This window comes from Coleofasciculus sp. G1-WW12-02 (assembly GCF_040219735.1).
GTDB lineage: Bacteria > Cyanobacteriota > Cyanobacteriia > Cyanobacteriales > Coleofasciculaceae > Coleofasciculus.
This window is the reverse complement of sequence record NZ_JAVJRX010000178.1, coordinates 59,024-77,383: the sequence shown is the minus strand read 5'-3', so window position 1 is coordinate 77,383 and position 18,360 is coordinate 59,024. Positions and strand designations below refer to the sequence as shown.

16 protein-coding genes and 2 pseudogenes are annotated in these 18,360 nt (G+C 45.4%); 12 read left to right on the top strand and 6 right to left on the bottom strand.

The genetic code is table 11. The features are described 5' to 3' along the window. Positions 1-332: 332 nt before the first annotated feature. The 5 genes and pseudogenes from RID09_RS27965 to RID09_RS27945 all read left to right on the top strand — a co-directional run. A pseudogene (locus RID09_RS27965) lies at positions 333-473 on the top strand (flavin-containing monooxygenase); the annotation flags it as partial. A 277-nt stretch (positions 474-750) separates the two neighbouring features. Further along, on the top strand, positions 751-1,356 hold the full coding sequence (locus tag RID09_RS27960; protein ID WP_446339181.1) for a Uma2 family endonuclease: 606 nt from the start codon (positions 751-753) through the stop codon (positions 1,354-1,356). 160 nt (positions 1,357-1,516) lie between these two features. Beyond that, a complete protein-coding gene (locus RID09_RS27955) occupies positions 1,517-4,135 on the top strand; it encodes a CHAT domain-containing protein (RefSeq protein WP_446339180.1) in 2,619 nt (872 codons plus the stop codon). A 3-nt stretch (positions 4,136-4,138) separates the two neighbouring features. Then, complete coding sequence (locus RID09_RS27950; RefSeq protein ID WP_446339179.1) at positions 4,139-4,486, top strand: hypothetical protein; 348 nt, start codon at positions 4,139-4,141, stop codon at positions 4,484-4,486. After that, on the top strand, positions 4,479-5,951 hold the full coding sequence (locus RID09_RS27945) for a hypothetical protein (protein ID WP_446339178.1): 1,473 nt from the start codon (positions 4,479-4,481) through the stop codon (positions 5,949-5,951). The genes RID09_RS27950 and RID09_RS27945 overlap by 8 nt, the downstream gene beginning before the upstream one ends. A gap of 30 nt (positions 5,952-5,981) precedes the next feature. Here the strand turns inward: RID09_RS27945 and RID09_RS27940 are convergent. Further along, positions 5,982-6,089: pseudogene (locus RID09_RS27940) on the bottom strand (DUF3368 domain-containing protein); the annotation flags it as partial. Beyond that, positions 6,086-6,331, bottom strand: coding sequence for a UPF0175 family protein (locus RID09_RS27935; RefSeq protein ID WP_446339177.1), 246 nt, complete (start codon positions 6,329-6,331; stop codon positions 6,086-6,088). The pseudogene RID09_RS27940 and the gene RID09_RS27935, both read right to left, overlap by 4 nt. A 246-nt stretch (positions 6,332-6,577) precedes the next feature. On the opposite strand from RID09_RS27935, the gene RID09_RS27930 reads away from it, so the two are divergent. Next, on the top strand, positions 6,578-7,495 hold the full coding sequence (locus RID09_RS27930; protein WP_446339176.1) for an ABC transporter permease: 918 nt from the start codon (positions 6,578-6,580) through the stop codon (positions 7,493-7,495). A 31-nt stretch (positions 7,496-7,526) separates the two neighbouring features. Next, positions 7,527-8,105: a hypothetical protein gene (locus RID09_RS27925; protein ID WP_446339175.1), complete on the top strand. Its 579-nt coding sequence runs from the start codon at positions 7,527-7,529 to the stop codon at positions 8,103-8,105. A 60-nt stretch (positions 8,106-8,165) separates the two neighbouring features. On the opposite strand, the gene RID09_RS27920 is transcribed toward RID09_RS27925, so the two are convergent. The 4 genes from RID09_RS27920 to RID09_RS27905 all read right to left on the bottom strand — a co-directional run bounded on the left by RID09_RS27920 (position 8,166) and on the right by RID09_RS27905 (position 13,714). Beyond that, on the bottom strand, positions 8,166-8,801 hold the full coding sequence (locus RID09_RS27920) for a type I restriction endonuclease (RefSeq protein WP_446339174.1): 636 nt from the start codon (positions 8,799-8,801) through the stop codon (positions 8,166-8,168). Between the two features lie 47 nt (positions 8,802-8,848). Continuing rightward, entirely contained in the window at positions 8,849-9,979 is a 1,131-nt protein-coding gene (locus RID09_RS27915; protein WP_446339173.1) for a CO2 hydration protein, read from the bottom strand. Positions 9,980-10,107: 128 nt separating this feature from the next. Then, entirely contained in the window at positions 10,108-11,604 is a 1,497-nt protein-coding gene (locus RID09_RS27910; protein ID WP_446339172.1) for an NADH-quinone oxidoreductase subunit M, read from the bottom strand. A 226-nt stretch (positions 11,605-11,830) separates the two neighbouring features. Next, positions 11,831-13,714 (bottom strand): NAD(P)H-quinone oxidoreductase subunit F, encoded by a 1,884-nt coding sequence (locus tag RID09_RS27905; protein WP_446339171.1) that lies wholly within the window; start codon positions 13,712-13,714, stop codon positions 11,831-11,833. 523 nt (positions 13,715-14,237) lie between these two features. On the opposite strand from RID09_RS27905, the gene RID09_RS27900 reads away from it, so the two are divergent. From RID09_RS27900 to RID09_RS27880, 5 genes are all read left to right on the top strand, one after another. Further along, entirely contained in the window at positions 14,238-14,549 is a 312-nt protein-coding gene (locus RID09_RS27900) for a carbon dioxide-concentrating mechanism protein CcmK (protein ID WP_446339170.1), read from the top strand. 86 nt (positions 14,550-14,635) lie between these two features. Further along, on the top strand, positions 14,636-14,977 hold the full coding sequence (locus RID09_RS27895) for a carbon dioxide-concentrating mechanism protein CcmK (RefSeq protein ID WP_446339169.1): 342 nt from the start codon (positions 14,636-14,638) through the stop codon (positions 14,975-14,977). Positions 14,978-15,105: 128 nt separating this feature from the next. Then, positions 15,106-15,408 carry a EutN/CcmL family microcompartment protein gene (locus tag RID09_RS27890; RefSeq protein ID WP_446339168.1) on the top strand — a complete coding sequence of 101 codons (303 nt, stop codon included), beginning with the start codon at positions 15,106-15,108 and terminating at the stop codon, positions 15,406-15,408. A gap of 271 nt (positions 15,409-15,679) precedes the next feature. Next, positions 15,680-17,389, top strand: coding sequence for a ribulose bisphosphate carboxylase small subunit (locus RID09_RS27885; protein WP_446339167.1), 1,710 nt, complete (start codon positions 15,680-15,682; stop codon positions 17,387-17,389). 253 nt (positions 17,390-17,642) lie between these two features. Next, on the top strand, positions 17,643-18,245 hold the full coding sequence (locus RID09_RS27880; protein ID WP_446339166.1) for a hypothetical protein: 603 nt from the start codon (positions 17,643-17,645) through the stop codon (positions 18,243-18,245). The last annotated feature ends 115 nt before the right edge of the window (positions 18,246-18,360 follow it).

The following is an 18,360-nucleotide window of genomic DNA, read 5'->3' as shown; positions in this document are numbered from 1 at the left end:
CCTTCTGTAATATTCAATGTATTTATTACTTGTAACAATGTTATAACAAAATAAGTAAAATAACAACACCTTTGTCTCAAAAAAAGAGACGAGAGGGAAATCATTAGAGCGAAAAGCTTTCCGTGTGAAATGTTGAATCTCGTTACCTTGAAAATAACCCCCCTTAATCCCCCCTTGCTAAGGGGGGAAATGTTTCCTGTCGGTTCCCTCCCCTTATAAAGGGGAGGGTTAGGGTGGGGTCAGATCAAGGTATTGCTTTCTTTTTTAGCTTAAGTTGACACCAATGCACGGAGCGTGCGCCCCTACAATTTCTCAACCTTTGATAGAACAGGGTTTGTACTACTGGCTATAATCTTGCCTACCCCTTCTTACCGGAGGAACTTCAGCGCGTTGCCGAACCTGTGGTTAAATGTTATGGTAGCTCCTGTATTGAGGATTACGAGGGACTTTATTACATTGGCTGGGGACGATCCTCACTTTGAGAACTGTCCACTCCCGGCTAAACATTGACTGAATGAAAGTAGATGGTTCCAAAGGATTTATCCCCAATTGTAGGGGCAAATTTAGCCAAATTGTAGGGGCGGGTTTAGGGATTAAATTCAGCTATTCAGAAATAAATTAACAACAAAACCCGCCCTGATTAAGTTATCACTGGAAGCTGATATTTTAACCCTAAGCTGCGGTGGAGAACAATGGGTAGTTAACCTGGATTTGGTATAACAAGTTGTCAATATACTCAGAGGTTAACGTATGGTTTATACTTCATCTCAACTTCTAAGTTTTGAGAAATTTATCGCTCACTATAGCAACAATCCGCGCTATGAGTTGGCGGATGGAGAATTAATTGACAGGGAACCCACTGGACTTCATGAAACAGTCGTGGGAAAATTAGCCAGTAAACTTAGTATTGAGTTAGAAAAACAAGGACATCCCTGGTTTATTCCACGCACTTGTATTGTTAGACCTTTTACAGATGCGGCGACGGCGCGTCGTCCTGATGTCGTGGTTTTAGATGAGACAGCATTAGTGAATGAGCCATTATGGGAGCGAGAACCTGTGATTACGTTGGGAACTTCGATTAAGTTGGTTGTTGAGGTGGTCAGTACAAATTGGGAAACTGATTATGCTCGTAAAGTGGAAGAATATGCCTTGTTGAGTATTCCAGAGTATTGGATTGTTGATTACCGAGGATTAGGCGGCGTTGCTTTCATTGGCAGACCCAAGCAGCCAACTATTACAGTTTGTCAGTTAGTCGGTGAAGACTATGTTCAACAGCAATATCGACTGGGAGAACCCATTGTTTCACCGATGTTGCCTAGGTTAGCGTTTAAACTTGATGATGTGCTGCCAAGATGAGGCTGTGCGATTAACTTTATGTCCCCAAAGAGGTTAACATGTCAACATGGGTAAAGGATTTAGTACAAAGAGAATAAGCCGCCAAACATATTTAAAGTTCATAGAAAAAGTTTTACGAGTAACTTTCAACAGTAAAGGTAACTTGAATGTCATTTATCCCTTGCTACAAGTAAATCTGGATAAGCTAGATGATAATTTTGCTCAACTATTGCGAAGTTGGGCGAAGACTGCACTATCACGAGCTTCTTTTCGAGAAGCACAAGATATTGCCGCTAGCCTTGGTGAATTCAGCAACTTGATTGCAAAGTTTCCGTTAGGTAGCAAGGCAATAAATCTGGAAATTGTCATTGCAGGATACGAAGCAGCGCTCAAAATTTTTACTCGCGACTCATTTCCAGCGCAATGGGCTACAACTCGGTGCAATCTGGGCGCTACCTATTGCGAAAGGATTTTGGGCGACCGAACACAGAATATAGAGGACGCGATCGCTTCTTGTAAATTGGCTCTACAAGTCCAGAACCCTGAAGCTCAAGATTGGGCACTAACTCAAAACACCCTAGGTGTTGCCTATCGGGAGCGGATTGTAGGGGATCGGGTAGAAAATATAGAGGACGCGCTCAATGCCTGTCAAGCTGCACTACAGGTGTACACAAAGGAAAAGGAGTCGTTTCTAGAACAATGGGCGATGGCTCAAACTAATTTAGGCAATGCTTACTGCAAGCGAATTAAAGGAGATCAGTTAGAAAACATAGAGAAAGCAATTGTTGCCTACAAATTTGCGTTACAATTCTACACCAAAGAAAAAGAAGCGTTTCTCCAAGATTGGGTTGGAGTCTACAATAACTTAGGCAATGCATACCAAGAACGAATCTTCGGTGACCAAGAACAGAATATAGAAGATTCACTTATGGCTTACCAAACTGCCTTGCACAGTTGTTGCCAAAAGACGCTCCCTAAACAATGGGCTGAAATCCAAAATAATCTTGGCAATAGTTTCTGCAAGCGAATTCAGGGTGACCGAGAACAAAATCTAGACAACGCGATCAAAGCTTATCAAGCTGCCCTACAAGTTCGCACTCAAGATGCCTTCCCAAAAAACCATGCTCAGACATTATTCCATTTAGGTATTGCTTACCAAAACGTCCAACAGTTTATTGAAGCTTACACAAGCTTTAATCGTGCCATTGAAACCGTGGAGTTGTTGCGAGGAGAAATTGTTTCTGGCGATGAAAGCAAACGCAAACAAGCCGAAGAATGGAGCGTACTTTACTGTCGCATGGTAGAGGTTTGTCTGGAACTGGATAACATCACTGAAGCCATAGAGTATGCTGAACGGAGTAAAACCCGCAACTTAGTTGAACTGATTCTTGAGCGTGACCTCAAAACCATCTTTCCCTCAGAAGTTGTCACTCAACTCGAACAACTTCGAGATGAAATCGCAAGCGGTCAATATCAACTCCAGAATGGCAAAGCCGAAAACTCAACAGCCCTGGCACAACATCTACAGCAATTACGACAACAGGGTAACGACTTACAAAACCGTCACCTACGCATTGGTTATGGCTTCAAGCTTGACCAATTCCAGGCAAGTTTGGATAAGCATACCACCGTCGTTGAGTGGTATATAACCGATACAGGTTTTGAAACATTTATTATCACCCGCAATAGTCTGCAACGCTTGAAGATAGCCAACGCAGCCGAGCAGAGGGATGCTGTTGTAGATTGGGTTAACGAGTATCTAAAGGCGTATTATCAGACAAAAGATGAGTGGGAAAATAGCCTCGCTTCTCGCCTCAGTCGTCTTGCCGAGATTCTGCATTTAGAGGACATCCTCCCGCTAGTACCAAAGACTTGTTCGCGCCTGGTTCTTATTCCCCATACATTTCTGCATCTACTTCCTATTCAAGCCTTGCCCTTCTCCCAAAACGGTAAAACAGTTTGCTTACTCGATCGCTTCCCCAACGGTGTCAGCTACGCACCCAGTTGTCAACTCTTGCTCCAAGCACAACAACGAAAACGCCCCAACTTTACCCACCTATTTGCCATCCAAAACCCCACAAACGACCTTGCCTATACCGATTTGGAAGTGCAAGCCATCACAGACTACTTTAACCCCGTTAATATCCTCGAAAAAGAAACCGCAACATTAACAGCCATCAATGACACAAACTTGAACGCAATCCACTGCGCCCACTTTAGCTGTCACGGCTACTTTAACCCAAGCAATGCCCGCAAATCTGCGCTTATCCTAGCCAATGCTTCCCTAGCTTCTACACCCGCTAACCCAGATACAGCACGTTATCTCAATGTGCGCGAAGGTGAAACTCATGACTTGAACCAGTGCCTCACCCTCGATGCCATCCTCAGCCTCAACTTAGAACAATGTCGCCTTGTCACCCTTTCAGCTTGCGAAACCGGATTGATTGATTTCTTCAACACCAGTGACGAATACATAGGCTTACCCAGTGGCTTCCTCATCGCAGGTTCTCCCAGCGTCGTTAGTTCCCTCTGGAGAGTAAACGACTTATCGACAGCCCTGTTAATGATTAAGTTCTATCAGAATCTCAAATCCGGCTCAACCGTCGCCCTTGCCCTCAACCAAGCCCAAACCTGGCTCCGAGATGCCACGACAGCCGAACTACAGACATGGACAAATAGCTTAAACCTAGACGAAAATTTAACTAAACCCATTCGGAAAAAACTAAGCCGCCGCGCTTCTCACGAACAACCTTTTCATTCTCCCTACCACTGGGCAGCTTTCTGTGCTATCGGACAATAACTCATGATTGATGACGATCTCCTTCCCTATTTACCATCCCTACTCGAAACAAAATCTGACCTATTTACTACCCAAGACTTACAAGACTTGGATAATACGCTATCCCAAATACAAACACTTTCAGACGATGAGGCTGAGGAAACTCTGAATAATTTCTACATCACTCATCCTCATATTCGTGATGAACTCGAAAACTTGGAGGAAGGTGATCGCGAACTTAAAAAAGTCAAACCCTCCCAAGCCAATCAATCCACTCGCACCACCAACTTCTTCCAAGAATTGAGCCAGCAGGTTAAAGACAAACTCAAATCCGAGTCAAAAAAACCTGACTCAGACAAGAGCAATGGCTAGAAAAGTCTATGCCCCCAACGTCCATTTATTTGCCTTTCACCTGAAAGACAGCCAGCCACCAAACCTACTCTGGGACAAATGTAATACCCTTCTCTCTCAACGATTTGGCGTTACCAAACCCCTCGCAATTGAAGAACAAGCAGGATATAGAGTTGACCTGCTGAAAGATAAAACCGATGATGATGTAGCTCTCCCTTTTGAGAGTAAAATCTTCCTAGATGGCAAACCTCTACCCATTGCTGGACTTGCCACACCCCTCCGCATTCACAATACCTACGTCCTCGCCCTCAACCTCCGCCGTCCCGAATTTGACGAAAATCAGAAGAAAACCAACCCCCTAGACCTCAGCATACTCGAACTCCTCAACCCTTCTGGCTGCTTAATGCCCAGTGAAATCGGGAGTTCCCTCGGTCAAACCCTAATCCTAACCGTTTGGTACACCGAAGAAAAGCAGTGGTTGCCCTGGAAATCGCCGCAAAATCGCCAAGAACTCAGGAAACTGGCAGATAATTGCTTAAGAGAATTCATCCCGAATCAATATCTTTGCCCTGAGTTTTATCGAGAAGGTCAACTATTCGGCAGTCCCATTTTTGAATACGGCGTTCCCACTCAAGAAAAAGACTACTGCCATATCCTAATTTGGGTCTTCTGTGAAACCGAAACCGACGACAAATTTACCGCCCACTATTCATCTTTCGTTAATCTATTTTGTTATTTAAACAAAGTTGTCACTGCTTACCAACTCAGCCGCCAAGTTCATCATGTAGTTCGCCAAAAATATCAAGCCATCGAACCCTATATCAACAAAATATTCCAGGGAATGCCCGTCGATAAACAACTCACACAAGACGAACTCAATCAATTCAAAGAATACCTCAAAGATATCCCTCAAAAATACTTATCCTACTCTCAATCAATCAGTGAACTAGACCGCTACCGCCTCACGATTGACACCAACGCCCAAAACTACAGGCGAGAACTCAACGATATTCAAAGCCAACCCCCAGCCGAAGATATCAGCTTCCTATCCCGCTTTTTCAACGAAGACTATCGCCTCTTCACCGAACAAATTCAATCAGATTTAGGCTACTTCCAACACGGAACCGGATTACTAGAAAAAGCGCTAACCGCTATCCAGGGACGAGTAGACATCGAACAAGCCGAGAGCGATCGCGCCACGGAATCGGCGGCTCAAAAACGACAACAACGCTTAGAACTGATCATTACCGTTGTCAGTACAGGTTTAGCCGTTAGTGGTATCTCGTCTCAAGTCACTTCTGAACCTGTAAAAATGCTCATCACTAAAAATCAACCCTCGGATAGCCCTGAAGCTGCCATTCCCCTTTATATTTCCTACTACAATTTCCTTGACGTGCTGTTTCACATAATCGTGGGAGTTCTCATAGCGCTTCCTGTAGGTCTAATAGTTTGGTGGATGCAAAAACGCTCAAATCGCATTCGTTAACTTCGTCCGCTGACCCTAAATAGGATTGCTATAGACAGCTTGCGGAATAATGATGGTTTTATAGAGTTGCCGCAATAAATCGAGCTGACCAATTGCTGCCAGATTGGTGATGGGTGAGGTATCACTGACAACAATCATAGTAAGCCCATTGACTGCAAGGTTTGAATATCTGACTGAAAATCTTCTACATCATAGTTGATACAAAGTCCTCGTTTCCCTAATTCGTGTTGGAACTCAATTACGCTCAGTCCAGTCCAGGCGCGGACTTTGCCACTGCTGATTTTTTCTTGTTTGTACAGCATGATGGCAATCTCTAGCTTCAGTTCATCCTCAGTCATCTTGGAGGCTTGGAGGATGTCATTCGGTATGACTAGACTCATCGGTTTTAGTTGGAGGACATTGGATTATTCTGATTCTAAGGATAAGTGATTCTGCATCACAAAGGTTCTGGGGTTTGGCTCAGGGACGCGATCGGGTACATTTCCTATCAGCCGGAAAATTTGTTTCAGGTTATGACTAATCAGGCTTTCTTCCGGTGGTTATGGAAGAATAACCGTTGTAGCGCACTATCCATTCTATGCACCATCCCTTCCTCATCCTCTCCTTGTCAAGGGGAGAGAACTCGAATGGCTTTATCCCCATCTCCCTCACACCATCAGCCAGATGCCCAGAATTATGAAGTAATATTAAGAAGAGATGTTAATCCTATCGATACTGTGAAGTCTAATCTCGCATTCCCCTTCAGCAAAACTCTCAAAGGCAGTCAATGGCAAACCATCATCGCCGATAGTCTCACCGTATTCTGGGGCGAGTGGCTAAAGCTGCGGGTGAGAATCCTGCAAGTCGCGGCGGCTGGACTCATCTCCCCAGTGATTTACATTATCGCATTTGGGTTGGGATTGGGTAGCACCCTCAATTCAGCCATGGAATCGGCGGCGGGTGACAGCTATTTGGAGTTTATCCTACCGGGAATGATTGCCCTATCGTCGATGACGATTAGCTTCAGTGGGACAACCTTTTCGATATGCGGTGAACGGCTTTACACCAAGACGTTTGCTGAAACGCTACTTATGCCTGTACACCCGTTAGCGCTGTATTTGGGTAAAATTCTAGCCGGAATCGTGCGTGGGTTGATGACATCCGGTTCGGTGATTGTGGTAGCGGTTCTGTTTACAGGTAAAGTTTTCAGCTTTATCAATCCCTTATTTTTGCTGGTGTTACTGCTAAATTGTGCCGTATTTTCTGGTTTAGGAGTACTTGTGGGATTGAATGTCAAGTCCTTAGAATCCGTGGGACTTTATAACAATTTTTTGATTGTACCGATGTCATTTTTGGGCGCAACTTTTTTTGATCCGAGAACATTACCCTTGGCATTAAAAGTTATCGTTTACTTGTTACCCCTCAGCTATGCCAGTACCGGATTACGGGCGGCTGCTTATTTACCTCTATCCCAGTTTCCTTGGTATTCTATCCCAGTGTTATTAGCCTTCGCGATCGCACTATCGTTTATCGGGGCTTATAAATTCGCCCACCAGCAGGATTAGAGCTGAATTTTAATTCCCTGTTCCCTAAAAAATGACAAATGACTTCATTACGTTAGAACTACGCTGGTTCAATCGCGGTATTCTCCCCACAAAGGTAAACGATTGGTTTGCCACAGATTGTCCAGGCGATACATTAGGATTGCCAGAAACGAGGGAGGATGTCTATCTTTATATCCCCGATTGTCCTTATCTGAATATTAAATTTCGGCAAGGCAGTTTAGAGGTTAAGTGGCGTAAGGCGGAATTGGGTATGCGGCAATTTGGTGGCTTCGGGGAAGGCAGTATTGAACAATGGATTAAGTGGAGTTGTCAAGACTCAACGTCTGAGAGTCTAATGCCCAAAGGCGGCGTGATGCAAGGATCATGGGTGCGGGTGAAGAAAGCGCGATCGCAACGTTTTTACCAAGAGATTACCTATGAATTAACCCAGCTTACAGTTAACAATGAGAATTGGTGGACAATTGCGTTTGAGGCACTTGTTGAAGTTGACACTATGAATTTGGAGGAATTTGAGCAGGGTGTTAGCGAAATAGGTCAGACTTATCAGGGATTATCCTTACAAAATCACCAGTCTTGTGCCTATCCTACTTGGCTGAATCAGGTTGTTTAGAGGTTTAGTATAAACATTCATTTTCTTGACTTGGTACAGACATTATGGTAAAAAGCTACCTCATTGGTTACTCATTGCTAATTGACCTAAACGCTTCAGTACACTCAAGACGCTATACAGTTCATTTCCTGGATTGAAAATATCAAACAGTTTAGATACAGCGTATCGAGTTGTTTCTCCTTTAACTAATTTTATAAATCTGAAGCTACTCCCATTCGTAATTAGTCCGTAGGCAGGTTTTTCCCGATCGGGATTTGACAGCATATAAGCGAGAAGTTGTGGTTTGCCAACGTCTAAAGAAAATGCTGCTTTTTTTGATTCAATGACGACTAGCCAAACTTGTTCTAATAAAGCCAATACATCGATCTCTCCTCTGACAATAACTCCCTCATCTTCTTCCGCTATTGCCACAGACTTCTCGGATTTGATGTGGAAGGGGTGGAGGTAGAAGTCCGCTAAGTCTAGCAAGGGAGAAAGAACAACCATTTTTACGGTGTTTTCCAACAGAGGTGGGTATTTCGTTAAATTCTGATAACTGAGTTTTACTCTGTCCAACCTTTCTTTCTCGGCGTCAGTAATTTCCGGTAAATTGTCCTGCCATTCTCGGAAGAATTGGTCATCTTCAACCAACTGGATGCCAAATTTTGCTTCTAATTCATGGAGAGTAATCTCTCTAGCTGGAAGAGTTTGAGTCATAATAATAGATAAGAATTATTTCCTAGGAAGGACAAATAACCAATAACTCACTGATTAACATCATTGATCCGCGATGTCACAAATCGATCCATCCAATTTTCCAAATATGCCCGATTTTCTGCCTGTTGTTCAGGCTCCGCCGTATCCAAGGGATGAGGCGCTAAACCTAAAATTGCCGCCGTTGTGACACAAAACATTGACTTCTGAAACGTTTGGCAAATCTGCACCCGCAAGTCATCCTCTCCCCGACGCGATCGCTGATACACTTGATGCAGATAGTCGGGTAAGTAATGACGCATATCTTGCATCAATAATGTCGGTGGAATCCCCGCCCCCCCAATCGGTAACGGATCGGCATATAATGCCCCATAGGTAAACTTACCTTGCTCTGGCGGAATCTGATTGGCTTGGGCGTTATAAGAAACTGTCCCCAAAAACGGTGTTCCCCGGAAGAAAATCGCCTCCACATAGGGTACCGCCGTATCCATCAGAAACGTTAACCCAGCGGATTTAGGAATTATCTCATACTCGCGATCGCGAATTTTCACGCCATAAGTAATCGGTTTATTCGCCGCCGCTACTAACCCATTTAAAATATGTTCGACAACTTGCGGAATTGTCTTAATTTCCCCATTGTCATAGCGATTAGATAACTCCATAAACATATCACTCATCACCCGCCAGAATTGCCCCAAGCCACTGTAATATGCCATCTGACGCACTTGTTCGGTGAGAAAATCGGGAAATAATTCATTTATCCCTTGAACAAAAGGATTCCGCTGAAACTTTGCCTGAATCGCAGCGGCACAGTGTTGTTCAAATTCTGGCGTATCTAAATAAGCATCTAATTTTCCACCCCCATGCCAAAACATAGCTTTCATACAGTATTCCGCATATTCAAAATTAATCCGATCATGCCACCAGTGCTGCAATAGCTTCTGGAAAGAAACGTCACCGTTGAAGTATTTAAAAAAGGGAAAAAAGACTAAAAACTGATTCTCAGAAATATAAATTAGATTGCGGGAATAGGCATCTAGGACAATACCATAACTATGTAAAATACCCACAACCTCTAGCACATTCTCCGGTGAATCTACTAGCAGTGCTTGACCTGAGTTCAGGCGTTTAATGTAAGGTTCTAGGGGATGATTTGTAGGTTTCTTTTGACTAATAACCATAGCAATTACTTTTGAGTGTGTAGGGACGGGTTTGACTCTTATCATTTCTGACTTAACCCAGATGTAACTAAACCCGCCCCGACTGATCCGTTAGAATGACGAATGACATAAGACAACTGACCCAATTATTATCGACTCACCTCGACGCCTAAAGCCATTGTTGGTGAATTCGTCACCATCGTCGCTGTGGTTGTTTCACTCAACCGCACTAACCATCCCGGTTGAATGCCAAAAATTACAATCAACACCGCTAAGACAATCGCCGGTATCCGTTCACTCCAATAAACACGGGGTAAATCAATCACCTGCGCCGAGAGACGACCAAAAAAGGTGCGATCCAGCAAAATTAAGAAATACACTGCGGTTAAGACTGTCCCAATCATACACAGAAGGGTTTGCACCGGAAACGCTGGAAAACTACCCCGAAATACCAGAAATTCTGAAATAAATCCTACCATTCCCGGAATTCCCGCACTCGCCATCACCGCTAATACCATGAAGCTACCAATCAAGGGTAATCCCCGTTCCCGATTCAATAGTCCATTGAGAACATCTAAATCCCGCGAACCCGTCTTCTTATAAACCACCCCCACCAGGAAAAACAATAACGCCGAGATTAACCCATGACTCACCATTTGCATCACCGCCGCCACCAGCGAAATTGATGTCCCTGCGGCGGCTGCCAGTAGAATATAACCCATGTGCGCGACTGAACTAAACGCCACCATCTTCTTCATATCCCGTTGCGCGATCGCATTAAACGCCCCATAAAGCACACTGACAACCGCCCACGTCGCTAACCAGGGGGCGACGACTGTCCAAGCTTCTGGAAATAATCCTAAACCAAAGCGCAATAATCCATAAGTACCTAACTTCAGCAACACCCCCGCCAACAGCATGGAAATCGGCGTAGATGCTTCAACGTGGGCATCAGGTAACCAGGTATGAAAGGGAACCAAAGGAATTTTAATCCCAAAGGCGATCAGAATTCCGCCTAATAACAGCAATTGACGACCTACAGGCAATAATGAAGCTAAGTTTTGCACATTACTGTAGGCAAAGGTATTTGCCCCACTCAAAAAGACCAAGCCTAAAAAGACAGCCAAAACCAGCGCCCCAGACGCTGCTGTATATAAGAGAAACTTGGTTGCTGCATAGCCGCGCCGTTTTCCGCCCCAGATGGCAATTAACAAATATAATGGAATTAATTCCAATTCATAGAACAGGAAAAACAGCAACAAATCTTGTGCCAAAAATGCCCCCGCTACCCCAGCATTTAATAACAGAATTAGCGTGTAATAAAATCGAGGGCGTTCTAAATCCTCATCGGTACAGTAAACCGCCATCGCGGTGAGTAAACCATTCAACACCAGCAAGGGCATCGACAACCCATCGATGCCTAAACTGTAGGTTAACCCAATCGACTCAATCCAAGACCAATTCTCTTGAAACTGAAGATTCATCTCACCCGGATTAAACTGCGCGAGTAGCACCAGTGACCAAATAAATAGACCACTAGCAACGATGAGTGTAACTTGACGCGCCCCTTTTGCCATCAGTCTAGCGGGCAAAAATCCTACGACTAGGGCTGTTAATAGCGGCACTAAAATTAAGATACTTAGCATAATTTGGTCAGTTGTCTTATGTCATTCGTCATACTCGCTTCCCTTGAGAAGCAAACCAAATCATTTTCATTGGTCATGATCCTCTGCGTACCTCTGCGTTAACCTCTGCGTACCTCTGCGTTAAAAAAATATAACTTTTGATACCAACAAATCAATCAGATCAGGTTTAGCCACACTTGGGTTAAGTCATAAATAGTTAAACCCACCCCTACAACCGACAACATTTTTATTGCCCATTCAGAAACAACCACCGTTCCCAGTCCCACTGACTGAGGGGCCAACTCATTAACACTGCTAATACGCTGACGCCGATGAGAATCGTTAACAGGTAAAACTGGGATTTCCCCGAAACACTATATTTCAATGATTGACCCCCAACCACAGTAGCCAGACCAACTAAATTCACCGCACCATCGACAATATGACGATCAATCCAAGCGGTCAGTTTAGAAAATAGGTCAACGGCAAACACGACTGTCAAGTTGTAGAGTCGATCGACATAAAAATCGTAGGCTAAAAGGTCTTGCAAAAATCTCACGGGTAAGCTAATAGATCTTAGTCCAGTTCTGGGCAGATCAATTAAACCCCCGATCGCACAACCGACTACGCTGGAACCCAATAATAATAGTTGGGGTACTTTAACCAGGTACTCATACTTATCAGGGGGTAACAAGTTTAATTGTTGCAGCAACAAAGGCATAATCAGAGTAATCAGAGTTAACCCCACCATCGGAAACGCCATGGGCCAGGCGACTTCAGGAGTGCGGCGGGTTTTTGGTTGGGGAGTGCCTAAGAATATTAAGCGAAAGACGCGGGTTAGTCCTAAGGCGGTAATTCCATTCACCACGATAAAGGTGGCGACTAATCCGGGTGAATCAGTCCACAGGGAGTTGATGCCTTTACTTAATGCCCAATACCCCCCTAGGGGCAATAGCCCAATCATCCCCGCCGTTCCGACGACAAAGGCAGTGGTTGTCGCGGGCATCCGTGACCACAAGCCGCCCATCTCGGTGAGATTTTGGTTACTGGTGGTGAGAATAATCGAACCGGTACTCATAAATAATAGGGCTTTGGCAAAGGCGTGGGCGAGGAGTAACGCCGCTGCAATATCAGCGCGTCCGGTTCCGACGGCGATAAACACCAACCCTAAATAGGCGCTGGTGGTATGGGAGAGCGATCGCTTAATATCAACTTGGGCAATAGCGACTAAGGATGCACCAATTGCCGTCACTGTGCCAATCACCACTAACACGGATAAGGTGACGGGGGATAGGGCTAAAATCGGCAGCAGTTTAATCAACACATAAGCCCCACAGCAGACAACCAACGAATTCCGCAAGACGGAGGCGGGGTTTGGTCCTTCCATTGCTTCATCTAACCACAAATGCAGGGGAAATTGAGCGCATTTCCCCAAAGGGCCAGCGATTAAGGCAAGTCCCAGTAACGTGGCGAAGACGGGGGAGAGGGTTGCGGTTCCTGCCCAATCATATAGGTTATTAAAGTCTAAGCTACCGGCGAGGCTTGCCAGTGTCACCACCCCCATTAACAGCAACATGTCTCCCACCCGTTTAGTGAGAAAGGCATCTCGTGCAGCGGTAACCACTAAGGGTTGAGCATACCAAAAGCCGACGAGTAAATAGGTGGAGAGGGTGAGCGTTTCCAACAGGGCGTAGCTTAAAAGTAAGGAATTACTCAACGCAATCCCACTCATCGCCCCTTCAAAGAATCCCATTAAGGCAAAAAAGCGAGCTAATGCCCAGTCTTTTTCCAAGTAGCCTAGGGCATACAGCTGCGCCAATAGGCTGAGGCTGGTAACCACCTCTACGGCGCCTGTACTCACGGGAGACACTTCTAGGGCGAAGGAGAAATTGACGCCGCCGACTTGTAGCCAGTCGAACACAAACTCGTTCACCATCGGCTGATTTACGGCAGACCGAAAAATCACTCCGCCGTGAATACAGGTAACAATCGTCATTAATATGTTAAAATAGGCAGCCGGACGGGGACCTGTGCGACGAATCACACCTGTTGCCCAAGGTAGGGTTAAAATTGCGCCAATTAACCCGTAAAATGGTACTAACCAAATTGTCTGATTCAGAAACTCTGTCATCCCGCTTGCATACCTCGTTGGTTGATCATATAGATACAGAATTTTGCTTATTAACAGGGGGATTCTCTTCTCGTGCTCACCGTTTGAGTCCCTCTATTTAAAAGTCAGCTTAATCAAAGTGATAAACTGAGCTTATACTAGAGACGCTTGACCTTCTCTCCCTGCTTCGGTTCTTCTGTCCTAACCCGTTGCCCCAGCTTGAGATGAGGTGATTACCACGACGCCTGGAAATAAATCATTCAACTTATAGAAAGATTATCAAAAAATTATAAAACAAAGCCAACTTTTGGCAAAAGCTGAGAATTTTGCCTAACCTCTCGATTATTATCGCGATAACGTTAAGTTTTATTAAACAGTTTGATTAAGAATTATCATAATAATTTATATTGTCAATTGTGCCAAGCTTCTCTATGCTTGATTTTGGCTAGTAATTTATGGCTAGAATTCGGCATTCCCGTCCAAATTTTTGCCCAACCGGGATGGGCTGACTCATCGTCAACGTAGTTGCAAGGAGAAAATCAACGTGCCAATTGCTGTAGGAATGATTGAGACAAAAGGCTTTCCGGCTGTCGTCGAAGCCGCTGATGCCATGGTGAAAGCCGCCCGTGTCACCTTAGTCGGGTATGAAAAAATTGGCAGTGCGCGGGTCACGGTGATTGTTCGGGGCGATGTCTCAGAAGTCCAAGCCTCCGTCGCCGCTGGCGTAGAAGCGGCTAATCGGGTCAATGGGGGTGAAGTCGTATCAACCCACATCATTGCCCGTCCCCACGAAAACTTGGAATATGTCCTACCGATTCGATATAGCGAAGCCGTGGAACAATTCCGAGCCTATTAGCGATACCTCTACGCTTAGATTGGGCTAAATCCTGGCGCTGCTTAGGCGTCAAAACAGACAAACCCCTAGATTTTGGAGAAACGTTTATGTCAATCGCCGTTGGAATGGTAGAAACCCTTGGCTTTCCGGCTGTCGTCGAAGCCGCTGACGCCATGGTAAAAGCCGCCCGCGTCACCTTAGTCGGGTACGAAAAAATTGGTAGTGGTCGGGTAACGGTTATCGTTCGGGGCGATGTGTCGGAAGTCCAAGCCTCCGTCGCCGCTGGTGTAGAGAACGTCAAGCGCGTCAATGGGGGTCAGGTTCTATCCACTCACATTATCGCCCGTCCCCATGAAAACCTAGAGTACGTGCTGCCGATTCGGTACACTGAAGACGTGGAACAGTTCCGGGAAAGCACCAATGCTATCCGTCCGCTTAACCGTCCTTAATTATCCTTAAGTATAAAGAATGGGAAAGGCTGATTGGGAATTGGGGGAGCCGCAAGACTATCTCCCTTGAGGGCCGAAACTCAATCTGCCAAAATCCAACTATCCAAAATCCCAGCAGTGGAGGATAAATGCAAATTGCCAGAGTGCGGGGTACAGTGGTCAGCTCTTGTAAAGAACCTAGCCTAAGAGGTGTAAAATTTCTCTTAGTACAGTTTATAGACGAGGAGGGTAAACCTCTACCCAACTACGAAGTGGCAGCAGATATCGTCGGTGCGGGTACGGATGAGTGGGTTTTGGTGAGTTGTGGCAGCGCAGCACGTCAGGTGGGTGAAAGTGATAAGCGTCCTATTGATGCTATGGTAGTGGGGATTATCGACACGGTTAGTGTAGATAATCACATTCTCTACAGTAAGAAAGATCAATATCGATAGTGTGGGGTGAGAAGGTAATCCGAAATCGTTAACACCAATTACGAGCAAGCTCTGAGTCGGACTCACTTGTCGGTCTAAGATTACTAACCGCCAAACAGAGGACCCAAACCCTGATTTGGCGGGGAAACCCAATAAGTATTCTACGATCTTTATCTTCCCATTTGGGCAGACATCCAAGGGATTTGGATGAGCAATTTGGATGAAATGCTCTTGGTTCAATCCCAGAAAACAAAACGTTGATATACGTTGTCAAAGGCAGGAAAATATTATCATGGTAGTTCGTAGCTACGCGGCACCCCCGACCCCTTGGTCAAAAAGTTTGGCGGAACCCCAAATTCACGAAAGTGCCTACGTCCATTCGTTTTCTAACATTATCGGAGATGTCAAAATCGCCGAAAATGTCCTGATTTCTCCGGGGACTTCCATTCGAGCAGACGAAGGTGGACCATTTTACATTGCCGCTGGCTCGAATATTCAAGATGGAGTGGTGATTCATGGCTTAGAAGATGGGCGAGTGATGGGAGATGACCAAAAATCCTACTCGGTCTGGATTGGCAAGAATACCTCTATCACTCATCTATGCCTAATTCATGGTCCAGCTTTCATTGGAGATGATTGCTTTATTGGCTTTCGCTCCACCGTGTTTAATGCTCGCGTCGGTCATGGCTGTATCGTTATGATGCATGCCTTGGTGCAAGATGTGGAAATTCCGCCGGGGAAATATGTACCTTCTGGAGCAGTGATTAATAACCAGCAGCAAGCGGATCGACTGCCCGATGTCCAACAGGAGGATCTCACGTTTGCTCACCATCTTATCGCATGTAATGAGGCATTGCGATCGGGGTATCAGTGTGCAGAGGATGAAGCTTGTATTGCGCCAATCCGCAATGAGAGGGTTCAGCCGTCTGAGTCGGATACCGAAAATGGAAATCAATCTTCTCGTCGTTCTTCAAATTATTCTTATAGTTCCATGCCTTCCTATACAGCCATAAGTTCAGACCTTCAAAAACAAATTCGTCAACTGTTAGCTCAAGGATATCGGATTGGTGCCGAATATGCAGATGAGCGGCGCTTTCGGACGAGTTCCTGGAAAAGTGCGATCGCGATTCACTCAGATCGAGAATCAGAGGTACTCGATGCTCTGAGCGATTGCTTAGCCGAACATGAGGGTGAGTACGTGCGCCTGATTGGGATTGACCCGAAAGTCAAACGGCGGGTGATGGAAGAAATTATCCAAAGACCAGGTGATCAACCATCCAAGTCCACCCCCTCTAAAGCGTCTTCGAGTTATCGTTATAGTCAACCTGCGGCGAGCAAAAACCGTCAAGTTTCCAGTTCACAACCCCAATTAGAGTCTGATCTTCAGCAAACGGTGGCGGGACTGGTCGCTCAAGGTTATGGGATTGGCTTAGAATATGCCGATGAGCGGCGCTTCCGCACCAGTTCCTGGAAAAGCGCGATGTCGATTCAATCGACTCGGAAATCGGAGGTGATGGCGGCGATTACCGAGTGCTTAGCCGAACATGAGGGTGAGTACGTGCGCTTGATTGGGATTGACCCCAATGCGAAACGACGGGTGATGCAAGAAATTATTCAACGACCTGATAGTAAAGCCTTGACAACAGGGACATCGGTATCCTCCAATGGTCGCCGCGCCAGCACCAGCACTCCGGTATCCGCACCCGCAAAACCGGATTCTGTATCACTAGGAGACACCTCTTTGAGCCGAGAGGCGATTGATCAAGTCCGGGGTTTGTTAGCTCAGGGCTACAAAATTGGTACCGAACACGCTGACAAGCGTCGCTTCCGCACCAGTTCCTGGCAAAGCTGTTCTCCTATCGAATCCAATCAGGTTTCTGAGGTGATTGAGGGGTTAGAAGGCTGTATGGCTGAACATAGTGGAGAATATGTACGTCTGATTGGCATTGATCCAAAAGCCAAGCGGCGTGTTTTGGAAACCCTGATTCAAAAGCCAGAGTGAGCAACCATTACCTCAGTAACTGTTAGAAGTCCGCTTGCCGAGAAAGGGTTATTTTTGATTGGGGATTTGAGATAGGGTAAGATTTCCTAGGGATTCTTTCTCCGGAATTGTTCAATTATAAATTGACAATCTTTAATCCTCAATCCCTTTCTTTGGCAGGAGAGGTAATCCGAAATTGCCTGTTTCACAATCGAGAAACTTCTGATTCTATTGACTTGATTATCTTCACGTTTATAATGTCTATAAATATAAAATGCATTTGCCCCTGCCACTAACATTGAGCAGTAACTCTCATGTCTATGTTCAAGGTGATGTAACTATTGATCCGAGTGCTGTGATCTCATCGGGAGTAATTTTACGGGCTAATCCTGAGAGTAAAATTATTATCGGGGCGGGTGTTTGTATTGGGGCTGGTTCAGTTATTCACGCTTACCAAGGAACCTTAGAGGTAGAAACCGGAGCCAGTCTGGGTGCTGGTGTGTTGGTCGTGGGTCAGGGTAAAATTGGGGCAAATGCCTGTGTCGGTCCATTGACTACGATTTGGAATGCTTCGATTGAGCGATTACAAGTTGTTCCCGCAGCGTCTGTCATTGGCGATTCAGGGCGTCAAGTTGCTGATGTATCCTTAAGTGCGACTCCTCCGGTTAGCCCCAATCCTCCAGAAGCGGTGATCCCATCTCCTCCATCTCCTCCTAAACAGCAGGAGGTCAAGCCGCCCGTTGATTCACAGATAGCATCTAGTGAGTCCACGACGGAGGAGAAACCTGAATCTGCCAACTTCCAGGAGGAAAAGTCAGTCTACGGACAAGGGAGTGTAGACCGGATTCTCAAAACTCTATTTCCCTACCATCAATAATTTGCACGTCTTTGTAGTTTAAGATCAGCGCACAGATGGGTCATACCGATAAGTTGTTAGGGTTAAGGTGTTGGGTTTCTTAGACTGGATGAGAGGCAACACTTAACAGCCAACA

What these genes read in the sequence shown, in the direction of transcription:
- RID09_RS27915 (WP_446339173.1), bottom strand. Translation starts at nt 9,979, where the DNA reads ATGGTTATTAGTCAAAAGAAACCTACAAATCATCCCCTAGAACCTTAC.
- RID09_RS27880 (WP_446339166.1), top strand. Translation starts at nt 17,643, where the DNA reads ATGCATTTGCCCCTGCCACTAACATTGAGCAGTAACTCTCATGTCTAT.
- RID09_RS27930 (WP_446339176.1), top strand. Translation starts at nt 6,578, where the DNA reads ATGGCTTTATCCCCATCTCCCTCACACCATCAGCCAGATGCCCAGAAT.
- RID09_RS27910 (WP_446339172.1), bottom strand. Translation starts at nt 11,604, where the DNA reads ATGCTAAGTATCTTAATTTTAGTGCCGCTATTAACAGCCCTAGTCGTA.
- RID09_RS27945 (WP_446339178.1), top strand. Translation starts at nt 4,479, where the DNA reads ATGGCTAGAAAAGTCTATGCCCCCAACGTCCATTTATTTGCCTTTCAC.
- RID09_RS27925 (WP_446339175.1), top strand. Translation starts at nt 7,527, where the DNA reads ATGACAAATGACTTCATTACGTTAGAACTACGCTGGTTCAATCGCGGT.
- RID09_RS27950 (WP_446339179.1), top strand. Translation starts at nt 4,139, where the DNA reads ATGATTGATGACGATCTCCTTCCCTATTTACCATCCCTACTCGAAACA.
- RID09_RS27890 (WP_446339168.1), top strand. Translation starts at nt 15,106, where the DNA reads ATGCAAATTGCCAGAGTGCGGGGTACAGTGGTCAGCTCTTGTAAAGAA.
- RID09_RS27920 (WP_446339174.1), bottom strand. Translation starts at nt 8,801, where the DNA reads ATGACTCAAACTCTTCCAGCTAGAGAGATTACTCTCCATGAATTAGAA.
- RID09_RS27960 (WP_446339181.1), top strand. Translation starts at nt 751, where the DNA reads ATGGTTTATACTTCATCTCAACTTCTAAGTTTTGAGAAATTTATCGCT.
- RID09_RS27935 (WP_446339177.1), bottom strand. Translation starts at nt 6,331, where the DNA reads ATGAGTCTAGTCATACCGAATGACATCCTCCAAGCCTCCAAGATGACT.
- RID09_RS27885 (WP_446339167.1), top strand. Translation starts at nt 15,680, where the DNA reads ATGGTAGTTCGTAGCTACGCGGCACCCCCGACCCCTTGGTCAAAAAGT.
- RID09_RS27895 (WP_446339169.1), top strand. Translation starts at nt 14,636, where the DNA reads ATGTCAATCGCCGTTGGAATGGTAGAAACCCTTGGCTTTCCGGCTGTC.
- RID09_RS27905 (WP_446339171.1), bottom strand. Translation starts at nt 13,714, where the DNA reads ATGACAGAGTTTCTGAATCAGACAATTTGGTTAGTACCATTTTACGGG.